This window comes from Paenibacillus sp. FSL H8-0537, from assembly GCF_038051995.1.
In the GTDB taxonomy this organism is placed as follows: domain Bacteria; phylum Bacillota; class Bacilli; order Paenibacillales; family Paenibacillaceae; genus Pristimantibacillus.
The window spans coordinates 2,223,438-2,247,339 of the sequence record NZ_CP150290.1; the positions used below are offsets into that span (position 1 = coordinate 2,223,438).

A 23,902-nucleotide genomic window follows, 5' to 3' on the forward strand; every position below is an offset into this window, starting at 1 on the left:
GAGGCTGCGTAGCGATGCGCAGCCTTTTTCTTTATTTTCAAACTATATAAGTTGAACTAGATATATTCAGTGAGTTGATCGTCTTCTAAACGAAGACAAAGACGATCAATAATCGTCTGAGTATCGAGAGCTATGTTTTGCATAAACGCAGCAACTTTTTTGCGGATCTCTGAGACGGTATGGAAAAACACGTTGTTAATAACATCCGATTTCAGCCATTTCCAAAGTCCCTCCACCAGGTTCAATTGCGGACTATACGGTGGTAAGAAAACCAATTCAAGACGCTCTTTGTGATCTTCCAGAAAGGGTTGAAGCAATTTCGCATGATGAATGCGAGCATTGTCCAGTACCATAACCATCTTTCCTTTGGGATACGCTTCGACCACCATTTGTAGAAACGATAGAAATGTCTCTGCGTTATACTGCTCATCTTCTTTCCAGAGAATTTGACCCGTCGTATAATCCAGTACAGCCAACAATTTGACGCCGCGATGTTTGCCTGTGGTCTGGATGTTGCGTTGCTTGCCTTTGAGAAACCATGTATGCTGAAGCGCTTGGTAATCCCGGATCATGGACTCGTCTTCGAAGAGTAAATGAGCAATGTCTTCGTTCATTAGTCTTTTTTCAAAGCAGGAAACGTCTCTTCTGTAAAGACCTGTTGCTTGGCTTCATCCGCAGCAGCTAACGTATACGTGGGTTTGGTGTAGCTGAGCCCAAGGCGGTGTGCCATTTTGGAAATGCCACGAAGCGAATAGGACGGACCGAACTCCCGCTTGATATATTGGCCAATAAGGTAGAGCGTCCAGCTGTATTTACTTTCAAAGCCTACTTCGTGTGGAACCGAGGAGACGATCGTCGCTTTCAGTTGCTCCTGTTGTTCTTTGGTCAGCCGCTCTGGCGCTCCTGTTGAATAGTGGATTTGCAGTCCAGTTACACCTGCTTCGCGGTACGCACGCATATATTTATAGACCGTTCGTTCCGTTCTGCCTATGATCTCTGCGATTTCTTTTGCATTCTTCCCTTTCAAATACAGAACAATAGCTTGATAACGCTCAAACATTCGTCGCTCTTTTTCTTTTTTCATTAAGGATTCAATTTCAGTTAACGCTTGTGTCATTTCCATGATTTCACCATCGCTTTTAAGTTATGTTTCTTATATTCGACAGTGTGGAAATGAATTCCTTTAGTTCAACTTATATAGCTTAAATCGGTTGAAGGGGTGGGGATGGGGAGATGAACGTAGGCTGCGGAACCCAGCTGTTGCTGGTAGTGGTAATTTGCGCTGCGCTGCTGATTTTGCTGTCTATATGAAGGCGGTTATTGATGCTAAGCAGAAATAGTAGGATGATCGCAAGCAGGCGCTCCATCTCGCTTTACGGCCGGACGAGCGCCTGTTTTGTGTTTTTTGGCTTGTTGTTTTTTGGCTTATTTTTTTGGGGGGTGGTGTTGGTGGTCCTGATGCTGTTGTTCGTTGTGCTGGAAAAAAGGCTAACGTTCGAGCTGCTCCGCCGTCATAGGCAGCTGCCAGTCAATGGCCTCGCTGCCGATGCTGTGAAGGAAGGCGTTGGCGCGGGAAAAGGGCTTGCTCCCGAAAAATCCGCGCTCCGCTGAATAAGGGCTTGGATGGGGAGAAGCAATCAGGTGATGCCGAGAGCGGTCTATGCGGGATGCCTTATCTTGAGCATGCTTGCCCCACAGTATAAATACGATGGGCTGCTCCCGTTCGTTCAGCGCTTCAATGATCCGGTCGGTAAACCGCTCCCAGCCGATGCCTTGATGCGAGCCCGCGCTGCCCGCTCTTACGGTTAGCACGGCATTGAGCAGCAGCACTCCCTGCTTGGCCCAAGAAGCGAGATAGCCGTGGGCGGGAGGCGTGCAGCCAAGATCACTGGCGAGCTCCTGATATATATTTTGCAGCGATGGAGGAATGCGCACGCCCGGCTGGACAGAGAAGCTGAGGCCATGCGCCTGGTTAGCGCCATGATAGGGGTCCTGTCCCAAAATGACGACCCGCGTATTTTCAAACGATGTATAATGAAGGGCATTATAAATATGATGCATATTGGGATAAATGATAGTCGTACGGTATTGCTGGGCGAGATGAGAGCGCATTTCCCGGTAATAGGGCTCCGCAAGCTCGGCGTTCAACAGCTCCGCCCAATCATTATGAAAAATAGTCGCCAAGGTAAAATCCTCCTTATTTGCGTATGATTCTTATTCTAGCATAAATGAAAAGATGCATAAAAATAGCCAGGCTTGAAGGAACCGCAGCACGCAATTGTGGCTGTGCCCCTGTTGAAGATAACCCTGCTGCTGAAGCTGCACAGCTGGGGTCGCGTCCTTCTCCTTTTTTGACGGACTGAGCTTCCGCTATTTTGGCTCTTGCTTCGATTTCGGACCGTCCGCGGACAGGAAATCCTTTATTATTCTCCTCATCCCATCAAAACAGCTTTTGGCAGCACAATAGCTGCACCTGAGTCCGCCACTAGTGCTATAACCCGTGATTTTGATGAAATAACGGCTGCTGTGTCCACGAAATCTATCTTTGCGCGGTGAGCACCGCTCTGAAACGAAGAGTATGAAGCTGCCTTTCAGTACGTATATACACAATTTGGAGCAGGCTCGTTTTCCTTTGCATACACGTCCTAGCAGGATATCTGGGAAAGGGGCATTACCTTTTTGATGATTTAGATTACTATAGTTAATTCTTTGTTGCGTAAAAATCGTCTACAATAGGTTTTGTAAGCACTTACAAAAAAGAATGGTCACAGGAGGTCAAGCATGATTAAAAACAAGATTGGTATTGTAACGCTCCTTTCCCTGTCGCTTATCTTTGGGGGATGCTCGGCACAAGGAAGCAATAACCAGCCGGGGGCTGAAGCAAGCACAGATAGCAGCAGCGGTAGCGGCAGCACCAAAAAGGTCGAATTGAGAATGACCTGGTGGGGCTCGCAAACCCGTCATGATCTGACCATTAAAGCGCTTGAGCTGTTCCAGCAAAAACATCCTGACATTGTGATTAAGCCGGAATATTCTGGATGGGACGGTTATTTCGATAAGCTGTCCACACAGGTGGCTGGAGCAAACGCGCCTGACCTCATTCAAATGGATTACGCCTTCCTTACTGACTACGCAAACCGTGATGCACTGCTTGATTTGGATACGTATACGCAAAGCGGCGACCTGAAAATTGACAAGCATGATCCGAGCATGATCAAAGCGGGTACCGTGAATGACAAGCTTTATGCGATCACGCTCGGGGTGAATGCACCTGGCGTTGTATACAGCTCGAAGGTGTTCCAAGAGCTGAATATTGCAGACCCGGACACAAGCTGGACGTGGGAGGACTTCGCCAAAATCGCCAAACAAATTAGAGAGGCGAAGGGAGATGCTTTTGTCGGCTCGGCTGACAACTCCGGAACGTTCAACATTTTTGAAATTATGGTTCGCCAAAGCGGCCGCAGCTTGTTCAAGGATGGGCAGCTTGGCGCGACGAAAGAGGACTTCACGAAATGGTTTACGCTGTGGCAGGATATGCGCGGCAGCGGCAGCATTACTTCACCAGAAGCAACGGCTGCGATGACGAATGCGCTCGAAACACGCCCGCTCGCTTTGGGCACAGGAGCGATGGACTTTATCTGGTCCAACCAAATTATTGCCTTCCAGAAAGCGCTGAAGGATTCAACCGACCAGCTTAAAATTCAAGTGCTGCCGCATTCGGCAGGTGAAGCAAAAAGCGGGGAATACCTCAAGCCAGGCCAATTCCTCTCCGGCTATTCCAAGACGGACCATCCGAAAGAGGTCGCAATGGTTATCGATTTCCTCGTCAATGATCCAGAAGCGACAGCGATTCTTGGCTCGGAGCGCGGGGTGCCGGTAAATTCAGAAATTCGGGAGCAAATGGCAACGACGCTGTCCGATACCGACAAAATGATTTTTAACTTCGTAGACACGGTATCCAAAGACAAAAGCGACATTGATCCGCCGTATCCGCAAGGCTACTCGGAAGTGGACAAAAGCTTTAAAACGCTCAGCGAGCAAATGGCGTTCGCTCAAGGCGAGCTTGGCAGCAACATCGACGAATTTATGACTAGTGCCAATGCGGCGCTCAGCAAAAGCAAATAATAGAAAAAATGAATAAGAGCCAGCGGAGCTGCCTGCAAAAAGCGGCAGCTCCGCTGGAATTAAGGGAAGAGGGGAATCCGCGATGACAGCACCATCTATGACGAAGCCGACAAAAAGCAGCAAACGGGCGAAACGATCGGCAGCCAGCCAGCATAATCGCGCCGCCTTGCTTTTTCTAGCGCCATGGCTCATCGGCCTGATTTGCCTGACGCTGGGCCCGGTGCTGGCGTCGCTGTATTTTTCACTAACGGATTACAGCATTCTGGCAAGCCCCAATTGGGTGGGACTCAGCAATTATACGGAAATGCTCACATCGGATAAGCTGTTTGGAACGTCGCTTAAGGTTACTTTCACATATGTATTCGCATCGGTGCCGCTCAAGCTGATTTTTGCTCTTGGCGTTGCGCTGCTGCTTAACAAAGGAATCAAGGGTCTGGGCATTTATCGGACCATCTATTATATTCCCTCCTTGCTCGGGGGCAGCATTGCGATTTCGATGTTATGGCGGAAAATGCTCGGCGGCGACGGTCTCCTCAATCAGGTGCTGCTGAAGGTAGGCATTCACGCACCAGATTGGGTCGCGAACCCTAAATATGCACTGTATTCGATCGTATTGCTCTCGGTATGGCAGTTTGGCTCCTCCATGATTATTTTCCTATCGGGGCTTAAGCAAATTCCGTCCGATTATTACGAAGCTTCATCCGTGGATGGAGCGGGAAAAATTCGCCAGTTTTTTAACATTACGCTGCCGATTTTGACGCCGGTCATTTTCTTTAATCTCGTCATGCAAATCATTACGTCGTTCCAATCGTTTACACAGGCTTTCGTCATCAGCAATGGCACCGGCGGTCCACTGAATTCAACGCTCATGTATTCGCTTTATTTGTACAAAAAAGGCTTTGCTTTCTTCCAAATGGGCTACGCTTCGGCGATGGCCTGGGTGCTGCTGCTTATTATCGGCTGCTTCACCTTTATCATATTCCGCTCCAGCAGAGGCTGGGTGCATTACGAGGACGGGGGGAAATAGACGATGGTGGATACGCTGCGTAGAACAGCTTGGCTCAGGCATTTGGCGATTTTGCTCATCGCCTTCGTCATGCTGTATCCGGTGCTGTGGTTGGTCGGAAGCTCCTTTAAGCCGAACAATGTTATTTTTTCTGAAATTGGCATTTGGCCGCAGGAATGGGTTTGGGGCAATTATTTTGCAGGCTGGAACGGGATTCAAGGCAATCCATTCTCACATTTTCTTGGAAATTCGATGATTGTGTCCATCGGCGCGGTAATCGGCAATGTGCTGTCCTGCTCTATGGCGGCGTATGCCTTCTCCCGTCTCAGCTTCCGCTTCAAGGCACTCGCCTTCGGACTGATGCTGCTGACCATTATGCTGCCGCATCATGTGACGCTCATTCCGCAATATATATTGTTCAATCAGCTCGGCTGGGTCAACAGCTTCCTGCCGCTGATCGCGCCAAAATGGCTGGCGACCGATGGGTTCTTTATTTTTCTAACGGTGCAGTTTATTCGCGGCTTGCCCAAGGAGCTCGATGAAGCGGCGACGATTGACGGCTGCGGACTCATTCAAATTTACTGGCGCATCATTCTGCCGCTCGCGGTACCAGCGCTCATTACGACGACGATTTTCACCTTCCTTTGGACATGGGATGACTTTTTCAGCCAATTGATTTATTTGAGCGATGTATCGAAGTTCACGGTTCCGCTCGGTCTGCGGCTGTTCCTCGATTCCAGCTCGCAATCTGACTGGGGTCCGATGTTTGCGATGTCGGTGCTGTCGCTGCTGCCTTGCTTTATTATTTTCATCATCTGTCAAAAATACTTTGTAGAAGGTATTGCGACCTCCGGCATTAAAGGGTAAGCTTCACTTACTCCAAACGGTCAGGGTGATGACAAACGATGCGTACGATCGATTTTTCTTTACGGCAATCCATATTGCGTAGAAGCAAGCTGTCCACTTTGATGGTCGCTTGCTTCGTGCTGTTAAACCTGTTGTTTTTGCTGGCGATTATTTGGCTGTCCTACCGCTCCTTCTCGAATGTGACCTTTAGCGAAATTAGCAAGGCGCGGCTGGCGCTGCTGAATGAAAGCACGAATCGCGGCTTTGATTTTATGACGAATATGACGAATACAGCTTATTCTGTCGTCAGCAATAAAGAGGTGAAGGACAAGCTGGAGGCGGGAGCCAAATCCAAATATGACATGCTCATTAAACGGCGGGAAATTTCCGACTTGCTGCATCATACACTCGTCGTCAATCCCGGCATCAGCTCGATTGAAATTTACAGTGATAATTTTAACGATGTGCCCTATAATTCTACGGATCTAGTATTTCCGGTGAGCAAGCTCGCCGATCAAAAATGGTTTTCCGCTTTGGAGAAGGCGGACGCTATTTGGATTCCGGAAGAAGAAAACGCTTCCTCGAAGTCGTTGATTGGGTATGCCCAGCATATGTTCGACAGCAAGGGGCGGACGATGGGCTATCTGGTCATCAGCATGTCGCAGCAGGATGTATTGCGCAATTTTGCCGATGTGCCGATGGTGCTGGAGGGGCAGGTGCTCGTCGTGGATACGGCGGGCAACATTATTGTGAAGGTGAACGACTCGCAGGTGGAGGGCGAGGAGGTCATTCTCGATGCCGGATGGCTGGGTGACCGCTCGAAAACGCTCAGTGATGGATATGAGCTGCTGCGCAGAGACGATCAATCGTATTTGGTCGTGTTCTCCAAGCCTAGCTCGGTGCAGTGGCGGCTAGTACAGACGATTCCGACCAGAACGCTGCTGGCGACTACCTATGAGGCGGGCTGGTATGTGCTGGGCATCGGAATATTAAGCTTATTGCTGTCCGCTATATTGACCTATTGGTTTGTAAAAAGCATCATCAAGCCGCTGCGCCGATTGATGGCGGAGATGAAGCGGCTGGAGCGCGGCGACTTCCAAGCGAAAGCGACGAGCGCGTTCACCGAGGAATATGCGCAGCTTTCCTACAGCTTTAACCATATGGTGTCGCGCCTGAAAGAGTCGATGGACGATGTGAAGACGGAGAGCAAGGCGAAGCGCGATGCCCAGACGAGCTTGCTGGAGGCGCAGATTAAGCCGCATTTTCTGTATAATACGCTCGATATGATCCACTGGCGGGCGCTCGATTATAAAGCTGAGGATATCAGCTTTATGATTACGCAGCTCGGCAAGCTGCTGCGCATTGGCCTGAGCGGAGGCAAGCTGTTCATCCGCGTGCGCGATGAGCTGGAGCATGCCCGCTGCTATCTCAGCATTCAGCAGGAGCGGATGACGTTCCCGATCGCTTATACCGAGCGGGTGTTAGATCCGCAAATACGCGGCTATTATATACCGAAAATTATTTTGCAGCCGCTTATTGAGAACGCAGTCATTCATGGCTGTCCTGCGGACAACACGTCGGAGCTGGCACTCTCTCTGGATATTCGCGAGCAGCAGGTGCCGGGGCAAGCGCCTTATTTGGAAATGAGCCTGACTGACAATGGACGAGGCTTGCCCGATGATTGGCATATGGACAAGGCGACAGGCATCGGCATTCGCAATGTGCATACGCGCTTGCAGCTTTACTGCGGACCTTTATATGGCCTGCAGCTCGCAAATAGTGAGCAGGGAGGCGTGAAGGTGACAGTGAAGCTGCCGATTATTGAAACGGAAGACCAATTAAAACGGTTGCTGGACGGTGAAAAAGGATGAAATCAGTGCTTCTTGTAGACGATGAGCCGCATATTATTGCGGCGCTGACGCGGCATGTGGGCTGGGAGAAGCTGGGGCTGCGCATTGCTGGAACGGCTGCGAATGGCTTGCAGGCGCTGGCGAGCTACCGCGAGCTTAAACCGGATCTCGTCATTACCGATGTGAATATGCCGCAGATGAACGGGCTTGCGCTTGTCGAAGCGCTGCGGCAGGAGGATGCTAGCTTGCCGATCGTTATTTTGAGCGGCTTCGATGAGTTTGAAAATGCGCGGCAGGCGATGCGCTGGGGCGTGCATCATTTTTTGCTGAAGCCCGCTGCTGTGGCGGAAATCGAAGGCGTGCTCGCTGAAATTATGGGCGAGCTGGATTTGCAGGCGGAGAAGCTGCGGCTGGAGGAGCATTACAAGCTGGAGCTTGACCGGCTGCTGCCGTATTTGCGCGAGCGCTTGTTCACCGAGCTGCTGACGACGCGCTATCAGCCGCATGAGCTGCATGAGGAGCGGCTTGCTTATTTGAACATTCCTTCTCCAAAGCAGGTGGCCGCGGTGAGCTTGCAGCTGACGCGCCCCGCGCTGCTTACGAAGCTGAAGGAGCGAGACTGGCAGCTGCTCAAATTTGGTGCGAACAACATCATTCGCGAAATGCTGGAAGGCAAACTGGCTGGCACTCAAATCTACGGCTACGCGATCGATTACTCCGATCGGCTGTTCGTGCTGGTCCTGCTGTCGGAGCAGGCGCAGGAGGACGAGCTGTATCAGGCATGCGAGGAGCTCGCCTACAGCTTGACGGAGAAAATAACGGCGCTGCTCAAGCTGGAGGCTACCGCAGGCATTGGTTCGGTGCGAAGCAGCCTGCATGAGCTGATCGATTCGTATTTGGAAAGCCGCGTGGCGCTGGAGGCGGCGGAATTTCAGGGTACAAGCCAGGTGTATCCTTATGCCGAATGGGCACAGCTGGATACGACGTATGACCAATATGCGCCGCTGCTTAAGCAGTGGAATGAGGCGCTGACAGGCAAGGATTTGGAGCGGGCAGCCCACCAGTGGGAAGCGATTCATAATCAGCTGCAAAAGGAAGCGAGCGGTTCGCTCACGGATATTCAGACGATATGTGTCGGCTTGTTCAGCTCGCTGACTTTTTTCTGGAATGAGGCGTTCACCCAGCATCAGCCGCCGCGCACGCTGTCGCAATTTTTACAGGGCATCCAGCAGCATTTGACGCTTGGTGCCCTAACGCGCTGGATGAATGAGCTGGTAGAGGAATGGCTGCGAAGCGCGGCGCAGGAAATTTCCGGCCGAAAAAGCAATCGGCTTGTCGATAGCGTGAAGCAGTATGTTGCGGCGAATTTCAGCCAGGAAATCAGCTTTGCGGCCATTGCCAAGGAGCTGTTCGTGCACCCGAAATATTTAAGCCAGCTGTTTAAGCGGGTAACAGGGCAAAACTTTGTGCATTATTTGAATGATTACCGTATTCATAAAGCTATCGACTATTTGCAGTCGGGCCATCATATGGTGTACGAGGTCAGCGAAATGGTCGGCTTCAATAATCCAACCTATTTCAGCCAAGTGTTCAAAATGAGCACGGGCAAAAGCCCTTCGGATTATTTTCGGATGTGAGGGGATAGGGTGTGTTACCTAAAGAATTAGAAAGGCCCACATCGTTATTGTGGGCTGTTTTTGCTTCTTTCCTATTGGCTTATTTCTAATAGATTGTTTCTTTATCATAAGACAGAAAGAATGACTTGGTGGACAGAGCTTGGTGGACACAGCAGCAGCTATTTCAACAAAATCACGGATTGTGTACAAGTGGCGGACTCAGGAGCCGCTAATGCGCCACCCATTGCTATTTTGACAGGATGAGGCAGGTAATAGCGGATTTCCTGTCCGCTTGAGGCCCGAAAACGGTTTAAAAGCTAAAATAGCGGAACCACAGTCCGCCAAAAAAGAAGGAAGCTTCCCGAGCTGCTTGGTCTCAGCCACAAGGTTCACATCAACAACGATTTCATCAGCAGGGGGCGCAGCAACAATGGCATACTGCGGTTCACCAGCTTTGAATCGTTTCAAAATAACGCAGCTATTTATGAGGATGGTATGTGCCAGAGAGTGGACTTTCACTCCTGTCAATTAAGAGCCCTCCACAATGAATGAAAGTTCCTGAAAAAAAGCCCATGATATTTCTTCTTTTCCCTGTTAATGCTAAACTAAGGTCTGATTAGCGGCAAGCTGGTGTTGCAAAGGCCGCTCCACAACTTATGACATAGCAAAGGCGGTCTACTCATGCGCAATATTTGGCATATTTATAAAACAGATTGGCTCCATATTTTACGAGTGCCTACCGGCATTTTTCTTATTTTAGCGATAATATTGCTCCCTGGCTTGTACGATTGGATCAATATTAAATCGGTGTGGGACCCTTACAGCAACACGCAAGGTATAAAAATTGCAGTCACGAGCCTCGATGCGGGAGCGGCTGTTCAAGGCAAGGCCGTTAATATCGGCGAGGAGCTAGTGGCAAGCCTGCAAAAAAACGAGAAGCTGGGCTGGACGTTTGTAGGTGAGGAGGAAGCGAGGGCTGGTGTTGAAAAAGGCACCTATTATGCAAGCCTGCTTATACCAGCCGACTTCTCTGCCAAAATAACCGGCATTATCGAAGGCAAAATCGAGCGGCCGGAAGTCATTTATACGGTCAATGAAAAGGTGAATGCCATTGCGCCGAAAATAACCGGCTCCGGTGTTTCCGCAATCACGAAGCAAATTAACGAAGGCTTCACAGAAGCTGTAAGCGAAGCAGTGCTGACGAAATTGAAAGCGGCGGGCGTAGAAATTGAAGCGGAGCTGCCGACCATTCGCAAAGTCGAGAACGGTATTTTCAGTCTGGAAAGCCATTTGCCTGAAATCGAAGCGGCTGGACAGAAGGTGCTGGATATCGAAAGCAAGCTGCCGGAAATTAACGAGAAGGCGCAAAAAATAATCGAGCTTCAGCAGAAGCTGCCGGAAATCAATGAAGCCGCGCAATATGTGCTAAAGCTGCAGCAATATTGGCCGAAAATCAGCGATGCTGCTTCCGAGGTTCTTATCATTCAGGAGAAGCTGCCTGAAATTCAGAGGGCGGCGCAGCGCATTCAGGAGGTCGATGCCAATTTCGACCGCGTGAGCGAGGTGGTCGACACGGCGCTGGATAAAACGAATACAGCGCTTGGCATTGTGACGATGGCTGAGGAGCAGCTGCCGAAGCTTGAGGCGCTGGGGGGAGACGCGATCGCTTTCGCGGACGGACTGAGCGATTTTTTAGCGTCGAGCCAGGAGGCCTTTCAGACGATTAGCCCGACTTTGAAGCAAAATTTGCTGCTGGTCAAGCAAATCGCTGATGCTGCCGAGCTGCTGACAGCAAGGCTGCAGGAAGCGGATCTTAGCAAGCTGCCGACCGCAGCGGAAGTGCAGGCGCTCTCGGGTCGGCTCCGTACAGCGGCAGGCGTAATCGGCAGCATGACGAATGTGCTGCAGACGATTAACAGCCATTTGCCGGATGGACAGCTAAGCGGAACCATTGGGCGGCTGAGCAGCCTCGGAGATAAGCTGAATACGCAAATTCAGCTGCTTGGCATCATTAAGGAAGCGATGGACCGGGGAACCGCGCCGCCAGAGGAGATTGTAGCGCGACTGCATGCGGTAACCGAGCAGGTGAGCAGCGATCTTGGCTATGTGCTGGAGCATTACGACAGCGATATTGCGCCTGCGATTACCGAAGGCTTGAGCAAATTGCAGCAGCTTGGAGCGGCAACGTCCGATGTGCTGCAAGCGGCGAAAAGCAAGCTGCCGGATATCGCCGAGCTGCTTAAGGCTGCGCGTGAAGGGCTGACGTTTGGGCAGCAGGAGCTGACCCGCATTCAGGCAGAGCTGCCGGAAATCCGCACGAAGGTGCATGAAATAGCGACGACTTTACAAAGCAAGACGGACGCCTTCGTGAACGCGATTAACATGGCAGCGCCGTTTATCCGCAATGACTTGCCAGCCATCGGCAAAAAAATCGACGCAGCCGCAGCTTTTGTCCAGAACGATTTGCCCGAGGCGGAAAAAGAGCTGGCAAAGCTGGCCGATTTCGTCAAATACCAGCTCCCGGAGCTTACGGACAGCGTGAAGCGCGTTGCCGGACTTGTTCGCAACGACTTGCCGCAGCTGGAGGAAGCGATTCGCAAAGCGGCAGATAAACTGCGCGAAGTGAAGGCTGATAACAGCTTTGCCGAACTTGCGAAGCTGCTGCGCGGTGATATTGAGAAGGAAAGCGAGTTTTTAGCCAGCCCCGTGCTTATTAAGGAAAATCAGCTGTATGCGATTCCTAACTATGGCTCGGCGATGTCGCCATTTTACGGTGTGCTGTCGCTTTGGGTTGGAGCCACGCTGCTCATCTCGATGCTGCGCTCGGAGGCAGACAATCCCAGTGGAAGCTATCGCGGCTACCAGCTGTATTTGGGTCGTCTCGGCACCTTTTTAACGATTGGACTATTGCAGGCATTATGCGTAACGCTGGGAGACTTTTTTATCTTAGGCGCATACGTCGCAGATAAGCTGTGGTTTGTTTTATTCGCGATGCTCGTCAGCATCGTATTTGTCACCATTACGTACACGCTGCTGTCTGTGTTCGGCAATGCGGGCAAGGGGATTGCAATTATTTTCATGGTGTTTCAATTTTCCAGCTCAGGCGGGACCTTTCCGATCAGCATGACGTCGCCTTTTTTCCAGGCGCTGAATCCGTTTATGCCATTTACGTATGCGATTAGCTTGCTGCGCGAAGCGGTTGGCGGCATTTTATGGGAAACGGTGCTGAAGGATATGCTGTTCCTGCTCGGCTTTATTGCCATTAGCCTTTTCATTGCCCTCGTACTCAAACGCCCGCTTAGCGGCATCATTAAGCGCTCGTCCGACAATGCGAAGAAGACCAAAATTATAGCATAGAGATGAAGGGGAAACGTATGAAAACGTATGAACAGTTCGTGGGAGAAATCATTGCGGCGGCGCAGGCTGCGGGGCTGCATATTTATCAAAATAAAAACCGGCTGGAAACAAGGTCGCTGGATCGCGAGTTTTCGTTTTTTTGTACGCCAAGGGCACATCAGCAGCCGTATCAGACGAGTGCCTATATGTATTTTGAATGGAGCAGCGTGCTGACGGCGGAATCGCTGCGTGAGCGGGAGGAGGAGCCGTTGTCTTCGGTGCTCAGCATATCTCGTAACGCTGCTGAGGCCGCTGAGGATGAGCCTTGTACACAGCTGCATATTCAGTACGAGTTCGAGGTAGCAGAAAATTTTCAAACGATGACGGATGAAATCAATCAGCAGCTGCTGACGATTTTTCGTAAGTCTATGGGCCACACCAACGTTCCGGTTATAAAATGGGAGCTGATTATTCAAGCCAGCGGCGAAAATCATATTTCTAAAATATCGGCGCAGCAGCACTGGAGCATTCCCCTGCTGTCGGATTCGGGCATTGGCCCAATTATGGCGGAGGTTAATGATGTTTTGATCGCGATAGGCGAGCTGCCTTTTATCAAAAAGGATACGCAGTAGCATGGGGTGAATTTTTAATAAAGCGGGCGGCAAAGGTCACAGGCTTCATGTCTTTGCCTGCCCGAAAGCTCTCCATGGCCTTGAACCATCCAACCTTTTAGGGGGTGCTTTTTTTCAAAAATGGTTCTCGGGTCAAGTTCAAAAAGGCTTCAATCGCTGGCGAGATCCACTTTTCTTCATGCCAAAACATTTGGATTGCAAACGATGTGGCGGTCAAATCCCAAGGTAATGGAACCAGCTCACCTCGATTCACTTCTGCGATCACGGCCATTTCAGGCAAGATGGCGATGCCCATTCCTATTTTTGCACATTGTTTAATGGCCTCAGCGCTGTTGAACTCCAATTCGGTAATTCCCCCCATGCCCTTCTGTGAAAGACTTCGCTCAAAAAAAGTGCGATAGGAGCAGCCCTTCTCCGTCAACAAAAAGGTTTCGCCATGAAAATCTTCAATGGATAGTGCTGTATATGCAGCCAAAGGGTGATCAGGTGCTGCTAATACATAAAAGGGCTCGTCCAGCATTTTCTCTCCGCAAAACCCAGCCGATTCTTTGTTCTCATCCAGCATAAAAATAATGTCTGCGTCCCCTTCCCGCAAGCTCTGTTTGAGGTTCGGATTAGCCAGCGGTCTGAATATCAGCCGAATTCCTGGATAACTTAAGCGAAATCGGCGAAGTATAGCCGGCAGCCAGTATGTACACAACGTTTCATCGGCACTTATGACCACCGTACCCGTCACCTCGCCGGATTGCTTAAGGGCATGCTGGGCTTCTTCTAGTGTACTCAATATGTTATCTACATAACGTAAAAAATTTCTCCCCGCATCGGTCAGAGTCACTCTTTTATTCAATCGATCGACGAGCTTGACACCCAGTTCATCCTCCAAGGACTTGATCTGCATCGTAACCGTTGAAGGAACATAGTTTTGCACTTCTGCAGTGCGACTAAAATTGAGCGTGGAAGCCAGCATATGAAAGGTTTTCAGTTGGCGCAATTCCATAGTTTCACCCCTTGATTCAAAAAAAATGAACGTTCTATTCGAAAACGTTTCTTTGACTTAACAATAGCATCGTCGTAGAGTGATGACAAGGAAGACAGTCGAGCTTAGCTAAGAAAAGGAGATTTTTATATGAGAGATTATGACATTTATGAACTGGGGGATATTTTGCTGCAATCCGGTGACACTTTGCCAAATGCCATTCTTGCCTACAAAACCTACGGCACGCTAAATGCGGAAAAAAATAATGTGATTGTATATCCCACCTGGTTTGCAGGTCTACATACCGATAATGAATGGCTAATAGGACATGGCAAGGCGCTGGATCCAGAAAAGTATTTTATCATCGTTCCGAATATGTTGGGTAATGGACTATCCTCCTCGCCAAGCAATACGCCAGCGCCTTATCATCAGGCTAATTTTCCACTGATTTCGATTTATGATAACGTACGACTGCAGCATCAGCTGGTTACTCAACATTTTGGCATTACAAAAATTGCCCTCGTTGTAGGCTGGTCACTAGGAGCTGTGCAGACGTTTCAGTGGGGAGCAAGCTATCCCGATATGGTAGAACGAATCGCTCCATTCGGAGGTACTGCCATGACCCGGCCACATGCAAAGGTAGTGTTTGAAGGAATGATTGCGGGCCTTCAGGCTGATTCTGCTTGGAGCAATGGCTTTTATACGCAGAAACCTACAGCGGGATTGGCAGCTATGGGTCGAATCTATGCAGCCTGGGGCTTCTCTCAGGCTTATTATCTAGAACAGCTCTATCAGCAAGAGGGCTACCACACACTGGAGGAATATCTTGTAGATTACTGGGATCAAGTGTTTTTGGACTTTGACGCTAATGACCTGATCACCATGCTACGTACCGGCATCACCGGTGACATTAGTGCTAATCCGACGTATGACGGCGATTTTAAACTTGCATTAAGCGGGATTACAGCACGGGCTCTGGTTATGCCGGGAAGTTCGGACCTTTTTTTTCCTCCCCAGGATAACAAATATGAAGCACAGCAAATGCCAAATGCGCTCTTTCTACCGATTGAATCGAAGTGGGGGCATTGTGCAGGCATTGGACAACATGAACCAGATTCCGAATTTATAGATAAAAATCTAAAACATTTTTTGCTTCAATAAAAAAGAAACTAAGCGTAAATACGTCGTGTTACAAAATAAAAAAGACAGTGGACTGAAGGTCGCAAATTAGCCCGTTGCCTTTTATGATTTCAATAGAACAAACGCCACCTTTACGAAGGTGGCGTTTGGCGTTATCTCTTCACCTTATAAAACTCATGATACAGTTTCATCAGCGCCCGTTTCTCAATCCTTGACACATAACTGCGGCTAATTCCTAATTCCTTCGCAATTTCTCGCTGCGTCCGTTCTTCGCCGCCATGCTCCAAGCCGAACCGGCCCATAATGACTTCCTTTTCACGTTCATCAAGTATGACTAAATTTTTATAGATTTTACTTTTTTCCATTTTAAGCTGGACGGTTTCGACGATTTCATTTGGATCGCTACCAAGAATATCGACCAGCGTGATTTCGTTTCCTTCTTTGTCGGTGCCGATCGGGTCGTGCAGCGAAACGTCCTTGCGCGTTTTCTTCAGGGATCGCAAATGCATAAGTATTTCGTTTTCGATACAACGAGCAGCGAATGTCGCAAGCTTCGTGCCTTTGCCTGTCTGAAAGCTTTCAATGGCTTTAATTAGCCCGATTGTGCCGATGGAAATCAAATCCTCAAGATCTTCTCCCGTGTTATCAAATTTTTTGACGATATGTGCGACCAAGCGCAAATTATGTTCAATAAGTAGGTTTCGGGAATGCGTATTGCCTTCCGCCATTAGCGCAAGATGCTTCGCTTCCTCTTCTTCACGCAGCGGCTGCGGAAAAGCGTTGTTTTTTACATACGACACGAGCAGCGTTAGCTGTTTAATAAACAAAGCGATTGCAGCAAATAATCCCATCGTCAGGACACCCCCATGAAGTATTGCCGGGCCTCTTAATCAGCCTCAGCGTGCACGAACATCAATTTTACATTGTATGTAGGCAGGGGCCCATACGTGCATGTACATTCGAAAAGACGTTAGTAGACGAAAATGAATAAGTCTATCATATGCTTAAGCTCGTTAATGAATGAAGAAAGAAAATATCCATATATTCGGTCGGCAATCTCCATTTTTGAAACATGCTCAAAAAAGTGCAATTGCAGGAAAAAAGAGATTAACCTATGGTGGAATTATCCCATTGAAAAGAGGCGATCTAATTGGAAGCTGTAAACACCGCTCATATCCTTCCGCTTCGCAAGCCGATCATTGAGGTCAATTCGTACCACGCCTTTTCTCAGGCCATTGTGCTGACGAATGAAGCATTATCTCTGCCTTGGCTGTTTAGCCACTATATCCACCTGTTTGGCGTTCCTGAATTTGATAAGGGCAACTTTATTCATTTCGCGTCCTCATCTTTTTTTCACGAACTGCCCTATACATTTGTGTCAAAGCTGCATACGAGTCAATTGAGGTCGTGGTTTGATGACCCATTAACCTTCTTCATCGATTGCTTGCACAAAAATCAATATTTAGCTATCGCGCTAGACGAATATTATATTCCCGGCACTTCCTCTTACCAAACCAAGCAGCAGGTGCATCATTTGCTTATTCACGGCGTCGATGTTTCGCAGCAGCTGTTCTATGTTGCAGGCTACTTTTCGAATCCGCCGGTCTATGACTCGGGTAGACCGGTCAGCTTCGATCTGCTGCGAGAATCGCTTCGGCATGCAGGACCTATCAAGCAGCGTATCAGCCAGACATTGGAGATTATCGAGTATCCATACCGGGATTTAAGTACGCAAGCTTTTGAGCTGGACATTCATTTTATCGCAAGGTCACTGGAGGAGTATTTGCTGTCCAAGCCGTTGACTGAAAAAAATCCGCAAAGGATTCATTTCTGGTTTGGCCTGCGCGTGTATGATCTGCTCGAGCAATTCCTTGAAAGGGAGCTGGAATCAGACCAGCCACTCCTTCATATGAAAGCGCTCCAGACACTCGTCAATCATAAGCAATGGATGATGAAAAGAGTCGAGTACTTACAGGCTCACAAGCTGATATCCGATAATGGCCTGCTTGCGATGGGGCAGGATGTGCTTAGGCAAACCGTAATTGTTCATCAATGGTGTGTGAAGCAGCGGGTCAGAAGGGACCCAAGCAACCTTGTAAATGCCATTCGCTGCACCCAGCAATTGAAACGTAGTGAAGCGTTGTTTTTGGAAAAATGCTTGAATCAATTGGCTATTCCTTAACGATTTCTAGAAAGTGCAAATATTTTGAAAAAGTGCAATAGAAGGAAATAAGGCTTATTCAAACAAGGAAACCGTTCATCAAAAAAGTCTTATTGCACGGCGAACACCACTGTCTATAAAGTTGAAGTAGGCCATTGACTCACAGGCTACATCACCCATGTTGTAGATGAGAGGAGTTGTTTACTCGCTTGGCAATGAAGACAATGCTAACAGCCTCACCGATTCAGCATCAGGTCAGTCGACACACAAGTCCGTTTGGCGTTATGCTGCTGCGATTGATTTACCTCATGTATTACGTCTTGTTGTATCCGCCTTATTATTTCTGGAATAAACGCGATTTTAAAAAGCAAACGAAAAAAAATCCCTTCTACGTCAGTAAGCTCGTGCGTTTGGTAGAAAAGCATCCCCGGCTATATGAGCTGTCGATGTTTGTGCTTAACTTTCCAAAACCGACAGCGGTTTATCGTTTTTTGCCTGAATTACAAGGAAGCGTGCTGCAGGTTGGCTGTGGAACGGGGCTTCTGAACAAGCATGCGAAGCGTTGGAGGGATGTAGAGTTTTGCAATCTCGATATTAATGAAAAATACCTTCAATTCGGCATGAAGAAGGGCCGGCTGCACAATTGCCTCCATTCTGGCATTTATCAGGTGGAGAAGGCGGACGAAAGCTTTGACAAGATCGTCTTCGCCAGGTGCTTTCATCACATTCGGCATCATAAAAAAGCGTTTAAGGAGTGTGCAAGGCTGCTAAATAAAGGTGGAGAATTGTGGATTCTGGATCCTGTTATTTTGGAGGAGCAGGGCTCAGGCAAACAAATGAGCGCGGGTTATATGGCCAATTCATCTATTGACGGCGTCATTTGGCGTTTTACGAAGCAAGCGTTCATTGAACATGTGCTGAATTCACTGCCTGGAGAATTGGAGCTCATTTCAATCACGGAAAATCGGCAGCCGCATTTAACCAATTATAATTTGAAATACCCGCAAACCGATATTTTGGCGGTTATTCGAAAACGAAACGAAGGGGAGAACAAGTAATGCTGCAGACGCAAATTATTACGATTATTTCCGAAATCAAGAATGAGCCTGATCTGGCGGCTACGCTGACGGGAGCCTCCGATATGGTGAATGATGCGGGGCTGGACTCGCTGCAGCTGATTAATTTCATACTCCGAATCGAAGACGAATTCGAAATCGAAATCGATTTTGACCAATTTGATTTGAAGCATCTGCAGTCCATTGATATATTCTGCAACTTTATTCAAGCAAAAAGCGCATGAGACGGGCTGGGGGCGTAACGAAGATCCATTGCGGCGCCTTCGATGCGGAGACGCTGTGGCGGGATGAAACGCTGGCGAAGCTGCCTTCCCTGCCTGATCCGCAGGCAAAGGCAATAGTTGGCGCCATGGACGAGCTGTTATTTTTATTTTGCGAAAGCTCGGATGTGCTGCTTACCCGAAATCCCGTGGCCCCGGCGCAGCTTCGCTATTTGAGCAGCATTGGCTTGACGTTTAGGACGAGCGACGAGCCTCTTGAGGCTAACAGCGGAGCGCGGGAGGAAAATCCCTTCCAGCAAATGCTGAATAAGGGGGCAGTGCACAAGTATAAGGAACTGCTTCCGCCGGGCGGCTTTGTAGAGCCGTTTGCCGTACTGGACGGCTTGCAGGAGCTATCTTCGCTTTATCGGCTAGGTGGGCGTTATCCAGATATGGATACGATTAGGCATGTGAATTCCAAGCTGTATTCGACAGAGCTCAGAGAAAGTCTGGGCTATGGCCCGCCAACGAGGATTGTGAGGAATCATATGGAGCTGAGGCGCACCGCCGAAGCGATGCTGGGTGCCGGTCCCGTGCTTATTAAGGATACGTTTGGCGTATCCGGAAAAGGGAATTTGCTGATCCAAAGCTTGGCGACGCTGGAGCGTATAGCCGGGTATGTTGCGGCCCAGGAGCAGAAGGCTAAGTCAGCTTTATTTCTGCTCGAGCCACTTCTGGACAAGGAAATCGATTTTTCATGCCAATTCCATATTGATGCGGACGGCGGCTATGAGCTGATTTCCGTACAGCAGGTTATGAACGCCGAATTTGCCTATCAGGGCACGTTCAGTGCAAGCGAGGAGCTCATAGAAAAGCTGGAGCGTGAAGACTATTTTAAGCTCATGCAGAAAACGGCCGATCTGCTTTATGAAAGCGGTTACTACGGCCACGTCTGTGTAGATTCGATGCTGCTGGCGGACGGCGGTCTCGTGCCGATCGTTGAAATTAACGCACGCAAGTCGATGAGTCTGATTAAAAAACGGCTGGACGATTATTTGGCCGAATTTTCGCTTCAGGGGAACCTTACCTATTTGTCCGTCATCTGCAATGGAATCGTGGAGTACGCAGATTTGCTTGCGTCTATGGAGCGCGAAGGGCTGCTCTTCCGGCCTGATCGGGGAGAGGGAATTCTACCGCTTAGTGCGGGTACGTTCACGATCAATCAGGCGGACGGATTAAAGCGCAAGGGAAGGCTTTATTTGTCCGCTGCAGCGGGGCGGATAGAACGCTGCAGCGAGCTGCTTGCCCGCATGCGCATCCTCCTGAAGACAAGCGGTATTGCCGTAACCAATTAAGCGCCTAAAGGGAAGGAGGAGGAAAATAAGATGGGCAATGGGGCTAATCGGGACAATCGCTTCACCACAATTCTTTGCTCAGGCTTCGGGCTCGGCTTCTATAACCCTGGTTTAATCGTGAGCTATCAATTAAGACAGCGCGGCATACCGACCGAGGTGCTCGTATTCGAAGGGTTCATGCAAAAGGAAAAGCAAGCAAAAATCGTAGACAGCAGGAAGGCTTATCATGATCATTTTGCGCTTGCGAAAATCGCCACGAAGCTGCCCAAGGATATTCGGGACAGCTTCGATCCGGAACAAATCTTTGACCTGCTAAACAGCTGGGCGGCGGAGGGAAGAAGGAGGTTTATTTCCTTGTCTGGGCATTGGGTGTACGTCCTGGAACTATACAGAGAGAAGCTCGGTGCCGATGCCGCCGAGCTGGAGGTCGATCTGCTTTATGTGGATTCGGATTTATCGCCCTCTTGGAAAAGCCTCAAAAGATATAGGCCCGATTACCCTGCTCGTTACCGAGAGGTTTGGCTGTATGCGTCGTCAACGTTGTCTATTCATCTTCAGATTCTTGTCGGCGACGGAGAACCGCTGCCTTTCGCAGACAGAGCGCCTCGGTATGTGATTCATGGCGGAGGCTGGGGGATGGGGACGTATCAAGGAAAAATACCGGAGCTTGCGCAGCTGGGTCTTGACCTCGATGTCGTTGCTTATGAGCCAGCGGAGGCCGAGCGGCAGAAGCCGGGCAATCGTTATTACATGAACGATCCCGGGTGGATGGCATGGATTAAAGGGGAGTCCGGGGAGCATGAATTTCCAAGGTTCGGCGAGATTAGGCCGGATACTGCACCGTCATTTTCCAATCTGCCATCCCATCATGGTCTCTATGATGTCATTCGTCAGGCTAAGGGCATCATTAGCAAGCCCGGGGCGGGGACGCTGATGGATTCGCTGGCCTCGGCCACACCGGTCATTATGCTTGAGCCGTTCGGCGAGCATGAGAAGAGAAACTTGGAAGTATGGCTGGAGCACGGACTTGGAATTACCTATGAGGAATGGGAGCGCGCGGGGTTTGCAGAGGAGGCGCTAGAGACGATTCATGAACGGCTGCTCGCGAAACGAGCAGCTACGAGATCGTATACGGACGACTATTTGGAACGAATGGGTTGAGGTAAAGGACGGTATCCTTAGGGAGGAGGGCGAGATGATGGCGATTAAAACGGAGTCCGCGCCTATCGTGGCGCAAGCATTAGACCTGCACAGTCCCAAGTGGATTTTTCTGCAGCTGATCGAATCGTGCAATTTACGCTGCAAAATGTGCTTCGAGTGGGGAGATAACGGCTCTTACAAGGAGAAGCCAGAGCTAAAGAAGCTCGATATTGGTGTGGTGAAACGGATTATTGAGGAATGCAAGGAGACACGCCCCTATTATGAGCTTTACGGTGGCGAGCCGCTGCTTTACCCATGGATCGACGAGGTATTGGAGCTCATTCACACCACGGGGAGCAAAGCGCATTTTCCCACTAACGGTACCTTGCTGGAGCGGCATGCGGAGATGATTATGGCCTTTCCTCCGGAACGAATCTGGGTGTCACTCGACGGTCCCGAGGAGATCAATGACGCGCAGCGAGGAGCTGGCGTCTTTCGCAAGGCCATGAAAGGCATCCGCAAGCTTTATGAGCTTCGGGAAGCAATGGGTAGTGAATACCCGAAAATTGGTATCAGTACAACCGTCACGCCGACGAATTACAGGCATTTGGAGCGGTTCTACTTTGAAAGCTTAGACCTTGCAATGCTGGATTGTATTAGCGTCGAGCTGCAGCAGTATGTCACCCGAGAGCGTTACGATCACTACGCAGGCGTGCTGCGGGAGCATTTCGATATTGCCGCCGCGCCGATTGCGAGAGGCTTCATCGCTGATCCTGCGCAGTTCGCGGAAGTCGATGCAGCGGAGCTGTGCCGGCAGTTGAAGCGGATTGAGCGCCACTGTGCGGAGCACGGCATGTACTTTAATGCGTATCCGAAGGTAATCAGCGAGGAAAATATCCGCCATTATTTTAATGCGGAATGGTCCAAGGTTACCAATATGAAGAAGCGCTGCGTTTTTCCATGGATCAGCACGGAGGTGAGTGCTAGAGGCGAGGTAACCTCCTGCCACAATTTCTACGATCTATCACTCGGGAACGTCAATGAGCTCAGCTTAAAGGAGATTTGGAACGGCACGAAATACAAGCAGTACAGGGACTATTTGCGCAAGCAGCTATTTTCCATTTGCCCGGGCTGCTGCTTGTATTATAACGAGAAGCCGCGCTGAGCGGCCTTGCCAAAGCCAGAGGCGGCAGAGCCTCGCGTCACTTAGGAATTTATGCTGAGCTTAAGGGGAGGGAAGTAAGCGTGCAGCCTAAAACAAATATCCGAATGGATGAGAAGTCGTTTGAGATTCTGAAGCGAACGATCCGAAACGCAGCGATCCCAATGAGGCAGAAGCGGGAAAACCCGAAGTACAAGACGGAGCTTCCCGAGGTGGTCGCCATTAAGCTGACTAACCGCTGCAATTTGCGCTGCAAGCATTGCTACCAATGGAACGAGGATGGCTACCATCATCAGATGGAGGTGGCTGAACAAAATTTGGATATCGACGTAGCCATTGTGAAACGGTTGTTCGAGGATACGAAGCAGGCGAAATCACGCTTGTATTTGTGGGGCGGCGAGCCGATGTTCCACCGGCGATTCGGCGAGATTTTGACGATGCTGGAGGAGGACCCTCGTGAGGTCACGATTTGCTCCAACGGATTGCTTTTCGATCAATATATGGAGCAAATGCTGCGTATTTCTGAGCAGCTTGAGCTGCTTATCGCCGTGGAAGGGTTCGAGAAGGACCACGATCTCATCCGGGGAAAAGGTTCTTACAGCAAGGTGATGAAGGGCATCGACCAGCTGCTGGCGCTTCGATCAGAGGGGCGGTTTCATGGACGGATTTCGGTCCATTGCGTCATCAATAACGCAAACATCTATTATTTATACGATCTGATGGAGAGCTTCGAGCAGCGGGGAATTGATCTCGTGCTGCTGACGTTCCCCTGGTACATCGCTCAGGATACGTCGCTTGCGATGGACGATTATTTTCGCGAGCACTTCGACTGGCTGCGCCATATTGATGAGGGAGAGAAGAGCAGCTGGCACGCCTTCAAGTATCGGATTGAGCCGCAGCATCTTCCCTCCCTGCTGGAGCAGCTTCGCAAAATGAACGAACGTGTCTGGGACACCCGTCTGCGTTACCAGCCGGGGCTCGAATTTGACGAAATCGAGCGTTTCGTCACAGGCGAGGTCATGACCAGTCGCTGTGCGACCGATTGTTTGGCGCTGGCTACGCGCATTGACGTAACGCCGACGGGAAACATTTCGGCCTGTAAATTTTTCTCCGAATTCACGGTAGGCAATCTAAAGGAAAAAAGCCTCGAGGAAATATGGAATTCCGTGGAATACGATCGCCTACGGGAGACCATCAATAACGGCTTGACCCCGGCATGCTCCAAGTGCAATGTGCTGTATCTGCATGGCGTCTCGGCGCTAAAGCACATATAGGAGCTGA

Annotated in this window: 20 protein-coding genes; 15 read left to right on the forward strand and 5 right to left on the reverse strand. The window is 49.7% G+C overall.

The genetic code is table 11. The features are described 5' to 3' along the window. Positions 1–56: 56 nt before the first annotated feature. Together MHB80_RS09385 and MHB80_RS09390 are read right to left on the reverse strand one after the other, a co-directional pair. Positions 57–1,117 (reverse strand): IS630 family transposase gene (locus MHB80_RS09385; protein WP_341282878.1). Its coding sequence is split into 2 segments (ribosomal slippage): positions 57–617 and positions 620–1,117, totalling 1,059 coding nucleotides; the frame shifts between segments, so codons are not numbered across the junction. A 371-nt stretch (positions 1,118–1,488) separates the two neighbouring features. Beyond that, the gene (locus MHB80_RS09390) at positions 1,489–2,184 is read right to left on the reverse strand and encodes a uracil-DNA glycosylase (protein ID WP_341281885.1); all 696 of its coding nucleotides are present in this window, start codon (positions 2,182–2,184) and stop codon (positions 1,489–1,491) included. A gap of 597 nt (positions 2,185–2,781) precedes the next feature. Here MHB80_RS09390 and MHB80_RS09395 point away from each other — a divergent pair. From MHB80_RS09395 to MHB80_RS09415, 5 genes are all read left to right on the forward strand, one after another. Continuing rightward, positions 2,782–4,125, forward strand: a complete 1,344-nt coding sequence (locus MHB80_RS09395; protein ID WP_341281886.1) for an extracellular solute-binding protein — start codon at positions 2,782–2,784, stop codon at positions 4,123–4,125. 97 nt (positions 4,126–4,222) lie between these two features. Further along, positions 4,223–5,152, forward strand: coding sequence for a sugar ABC transporter permease (locus MHB80_RS09400; protein ID WP_341282921.1), 930 nt, complete (start codon positions 4,223–4,225; stop codon positions 5,150–5,152). A gap of 3 nt (positions 5,153–5,155) precedes the next feature. Further along, complete coding sequence (locus MHB80_RS09405; protein ID WP_341281887.1) at positions 5,156–5,998, forward strand: carbohydrate ABC transporter permease; 843 nt, start codon at positions 5,156–5,158, stop codon at positions 5,996–5,998. 38 nt (positions 5,999–6,036) lie between these two features. Beyond that, entirely contained in the window at positions 6,037–7,848 is a 1,812-nt protein-coding gene (locus MHB80_RS09410; RefSeq protein WP_341281888.1) for a sensor histidine kinase, read from the forward strand. Then, positions 7,845–9,464, forward strand: coding sequence for a response regulator (locus tag MHB80_RS09415; RefSeq protein WP_341281889.1), 1,620 nt, complete (start codon positions 7,845–7,847; stop codon positions 9,462–9,464). The genes MHB80_RS09410 and MHB80_RS09415 overlap by 4 nt, the downstream gene beginning before the upstream one ends. Before the next feature lie 198 nt (positions 9,465–9,662). On the opposite strand, the gene MHB80_RS09420 is transcribed toward MHB80_RS09415, so the two are convergent. Next, positions 9,663–9,971, reverse strand: coding sequence for a hypothetical protein (locus tag MHB80_RS09420; protein ID WP_341281890.1), 309 nt, complete (start codon positions 9,969–9,971; stop codon positions 9,663–9,665). 153 nt (positions 9,972–10,124) lie between these two features. Here MHB80_RS09420 and MHB80_RS09425 point away from each other — a divergent pair, with 153 nt between their 5' ends. Both MHB80_RS09425 and MHB80_RS09430 read left to right on the forward strand, forming a co-directional pair. Continuing rightward, positions 10,125–12,800: a YhgE/Pip domain-containing protein gene (locus MHB80_RS09425; protein WP_341281891.1), complete on the forward strand. Its 2,676-nt coding sequence runs from the start codon at positions 10,125–10,127 to the stop codon at positions 12,798–12,800. Between the two features lie 17 nt (positions 12,801–12,817). After that, positions 12,818–13,411 (forward strand): hypothetical protein, encoded by a 594-nt coding sequence (locus tag MHB80_RS09430; protein WP_341281892.1) that lies wholly within the window; start codon positions 12,818–12,820, stop codon positions 13,409–13,411. A 97-nt stretch (positions 13,412–13,508) separates the two neighbouring features. Here the strand turns inward: MHB80_RS09430 and MHB80_RS09435 are convergent, their stop codons facing one another. After that, complete coding sequence (locus MHB80_RS09435; RefSeq protein WP_341281893.1) at positions 13,509–14,408, reverse strand: LysR family transcriptional regulator; 900 nt, start codon at positions 14,406–14,408, stop codon at positions 13,509–13,511. A 129-nt stretch (positions 14,409–14,537) separates the two neighbouring features. On the opposite strand from MHB80_RS09435, the gene MHB80_RS09440 reads away from it, so the two are divergent. Next, positions 14,538–15,548 (forward strand): alpha/beta fold hydrolase, encoded by a 1,011-nt coding sequence (locus tag MHB80_RS09440; RefSeq protein ID WP_341281894.1) that lies wholly within the window; start codon positions 14,538–14,540, stop codon positions 15,546–15,548. 131 nt (positions 15,549–15,679) lie between these two features. Here the strand turns inward: MHB80_RS09440 and sigK are convergent, their stop codons facing one another. Continuing rightward, entirely contained in the window at positions 15,680–16,378 is a 699-nt protein-coding gene (sigK, locus tag MHB80_RS09445; RefSeq protein WP_341281895.1) for an RNA polymerase sporulation sigma factor SigK, read from the reverse strand. A gap of 299 nt (positions 16,379–16,677) precedes the next feature. On the opposite strand from sigK, the gene MHB80_RS09450 reads away from it, so the two are divergent. The 7 genes from MHB80_RS09450 to MHB80_RS09480 all read left to right on the forward strand — a co-directional run bounded on the left by MHB80_RS09450 (position 16,678) and on the right by MHB80_RS09480 (position 23,895). Then, the gene (locus tag MHB80_RS09450; protein WP_341281896.1) at positions 16,678–17,709 is read left to right on the forward strand and encodes a hypothetical protein; all 1,032 of its coding nucleotides are present in this window, start codon (positions 16,678–16,680) and stop codon (positions 17,707–17,709) included. A 194-nt stretch (positions 17,710–17,903) separates the two neighbouring features. Further along, a complete protein-coding gene (locus MHB80_RS09455) occupies positions 17,904–18,746 on the forward strand; it encodes a class I SAM-dependent methyltransferase (protein WP_341282922.1) in 843 nt (280 codons plus the stop codon). Between the two features lie 2 nt (positions 18,747–18,748). Further along, complete coding sequence (locus MHB80_RS09460; RefSeq protein WP_341282923.1) at positions 18,749–18,988, forward strand: phosphopantetheine-binding protein; 240 nt, start codon at positions 18,749–18,751, stop codon at positions 18,986–18,988. Further along, positions 18,985–20,319, forward strand: coding sequence for a hypothetical protein (locus MHB80_RS09465; protein WP_341281897.1), 1,335 nt, complete (start codon positions 18,985–18,987; stop codon positions 20,317–20,319). The genes MHB80_RS09460 and MHB80_RS09465 overlap by 4 nt, the downstream gene beginning before the upstream one ends. Positions 20,320–20,349: 30 nt before the next feature. Beyond that, positions 20,350–21,480, forward strand: a complete 1,131-nt coding sequence (locus MHB80_RS09470) for a UDP-glucuronosyltransferase (protein WP_341281898.1) — start codon at positions 20,350–20,352, stop codon at positions 21,478–21,480. A 34-nt stretch (positions 21,481–21,514) separates the two neighbouring features. Further along, positions 21,515–22,624: an SPASM domain-containing protein gene (locus MHB80_RS09475; RefSeq protein WP_341281899.1), complete on the forward strand. Its 1,110-nt coding sequence runs from the start codon at positions 21,515–21,517 to the stop codon at positions 22,622–22,624. An 80-nt stretch (positions 22,625–22,704) separates the two neighbouring features. Continuing rightward, positions 22,705–23,895 carry a radical SAM protein gene (locus tag MHB80_RS09480; RefSeq protein ID WP_341281900.1) on the forward strand — a complete coding sequence of 397 codons (1,191 nt, stop codon included), beginning with the start codon at positions 22,705–22,707 and terminating at the stop codon, positions 23,893–23,895. Positions 23,896–23,902: the final 7 nt, after the last annotated feature.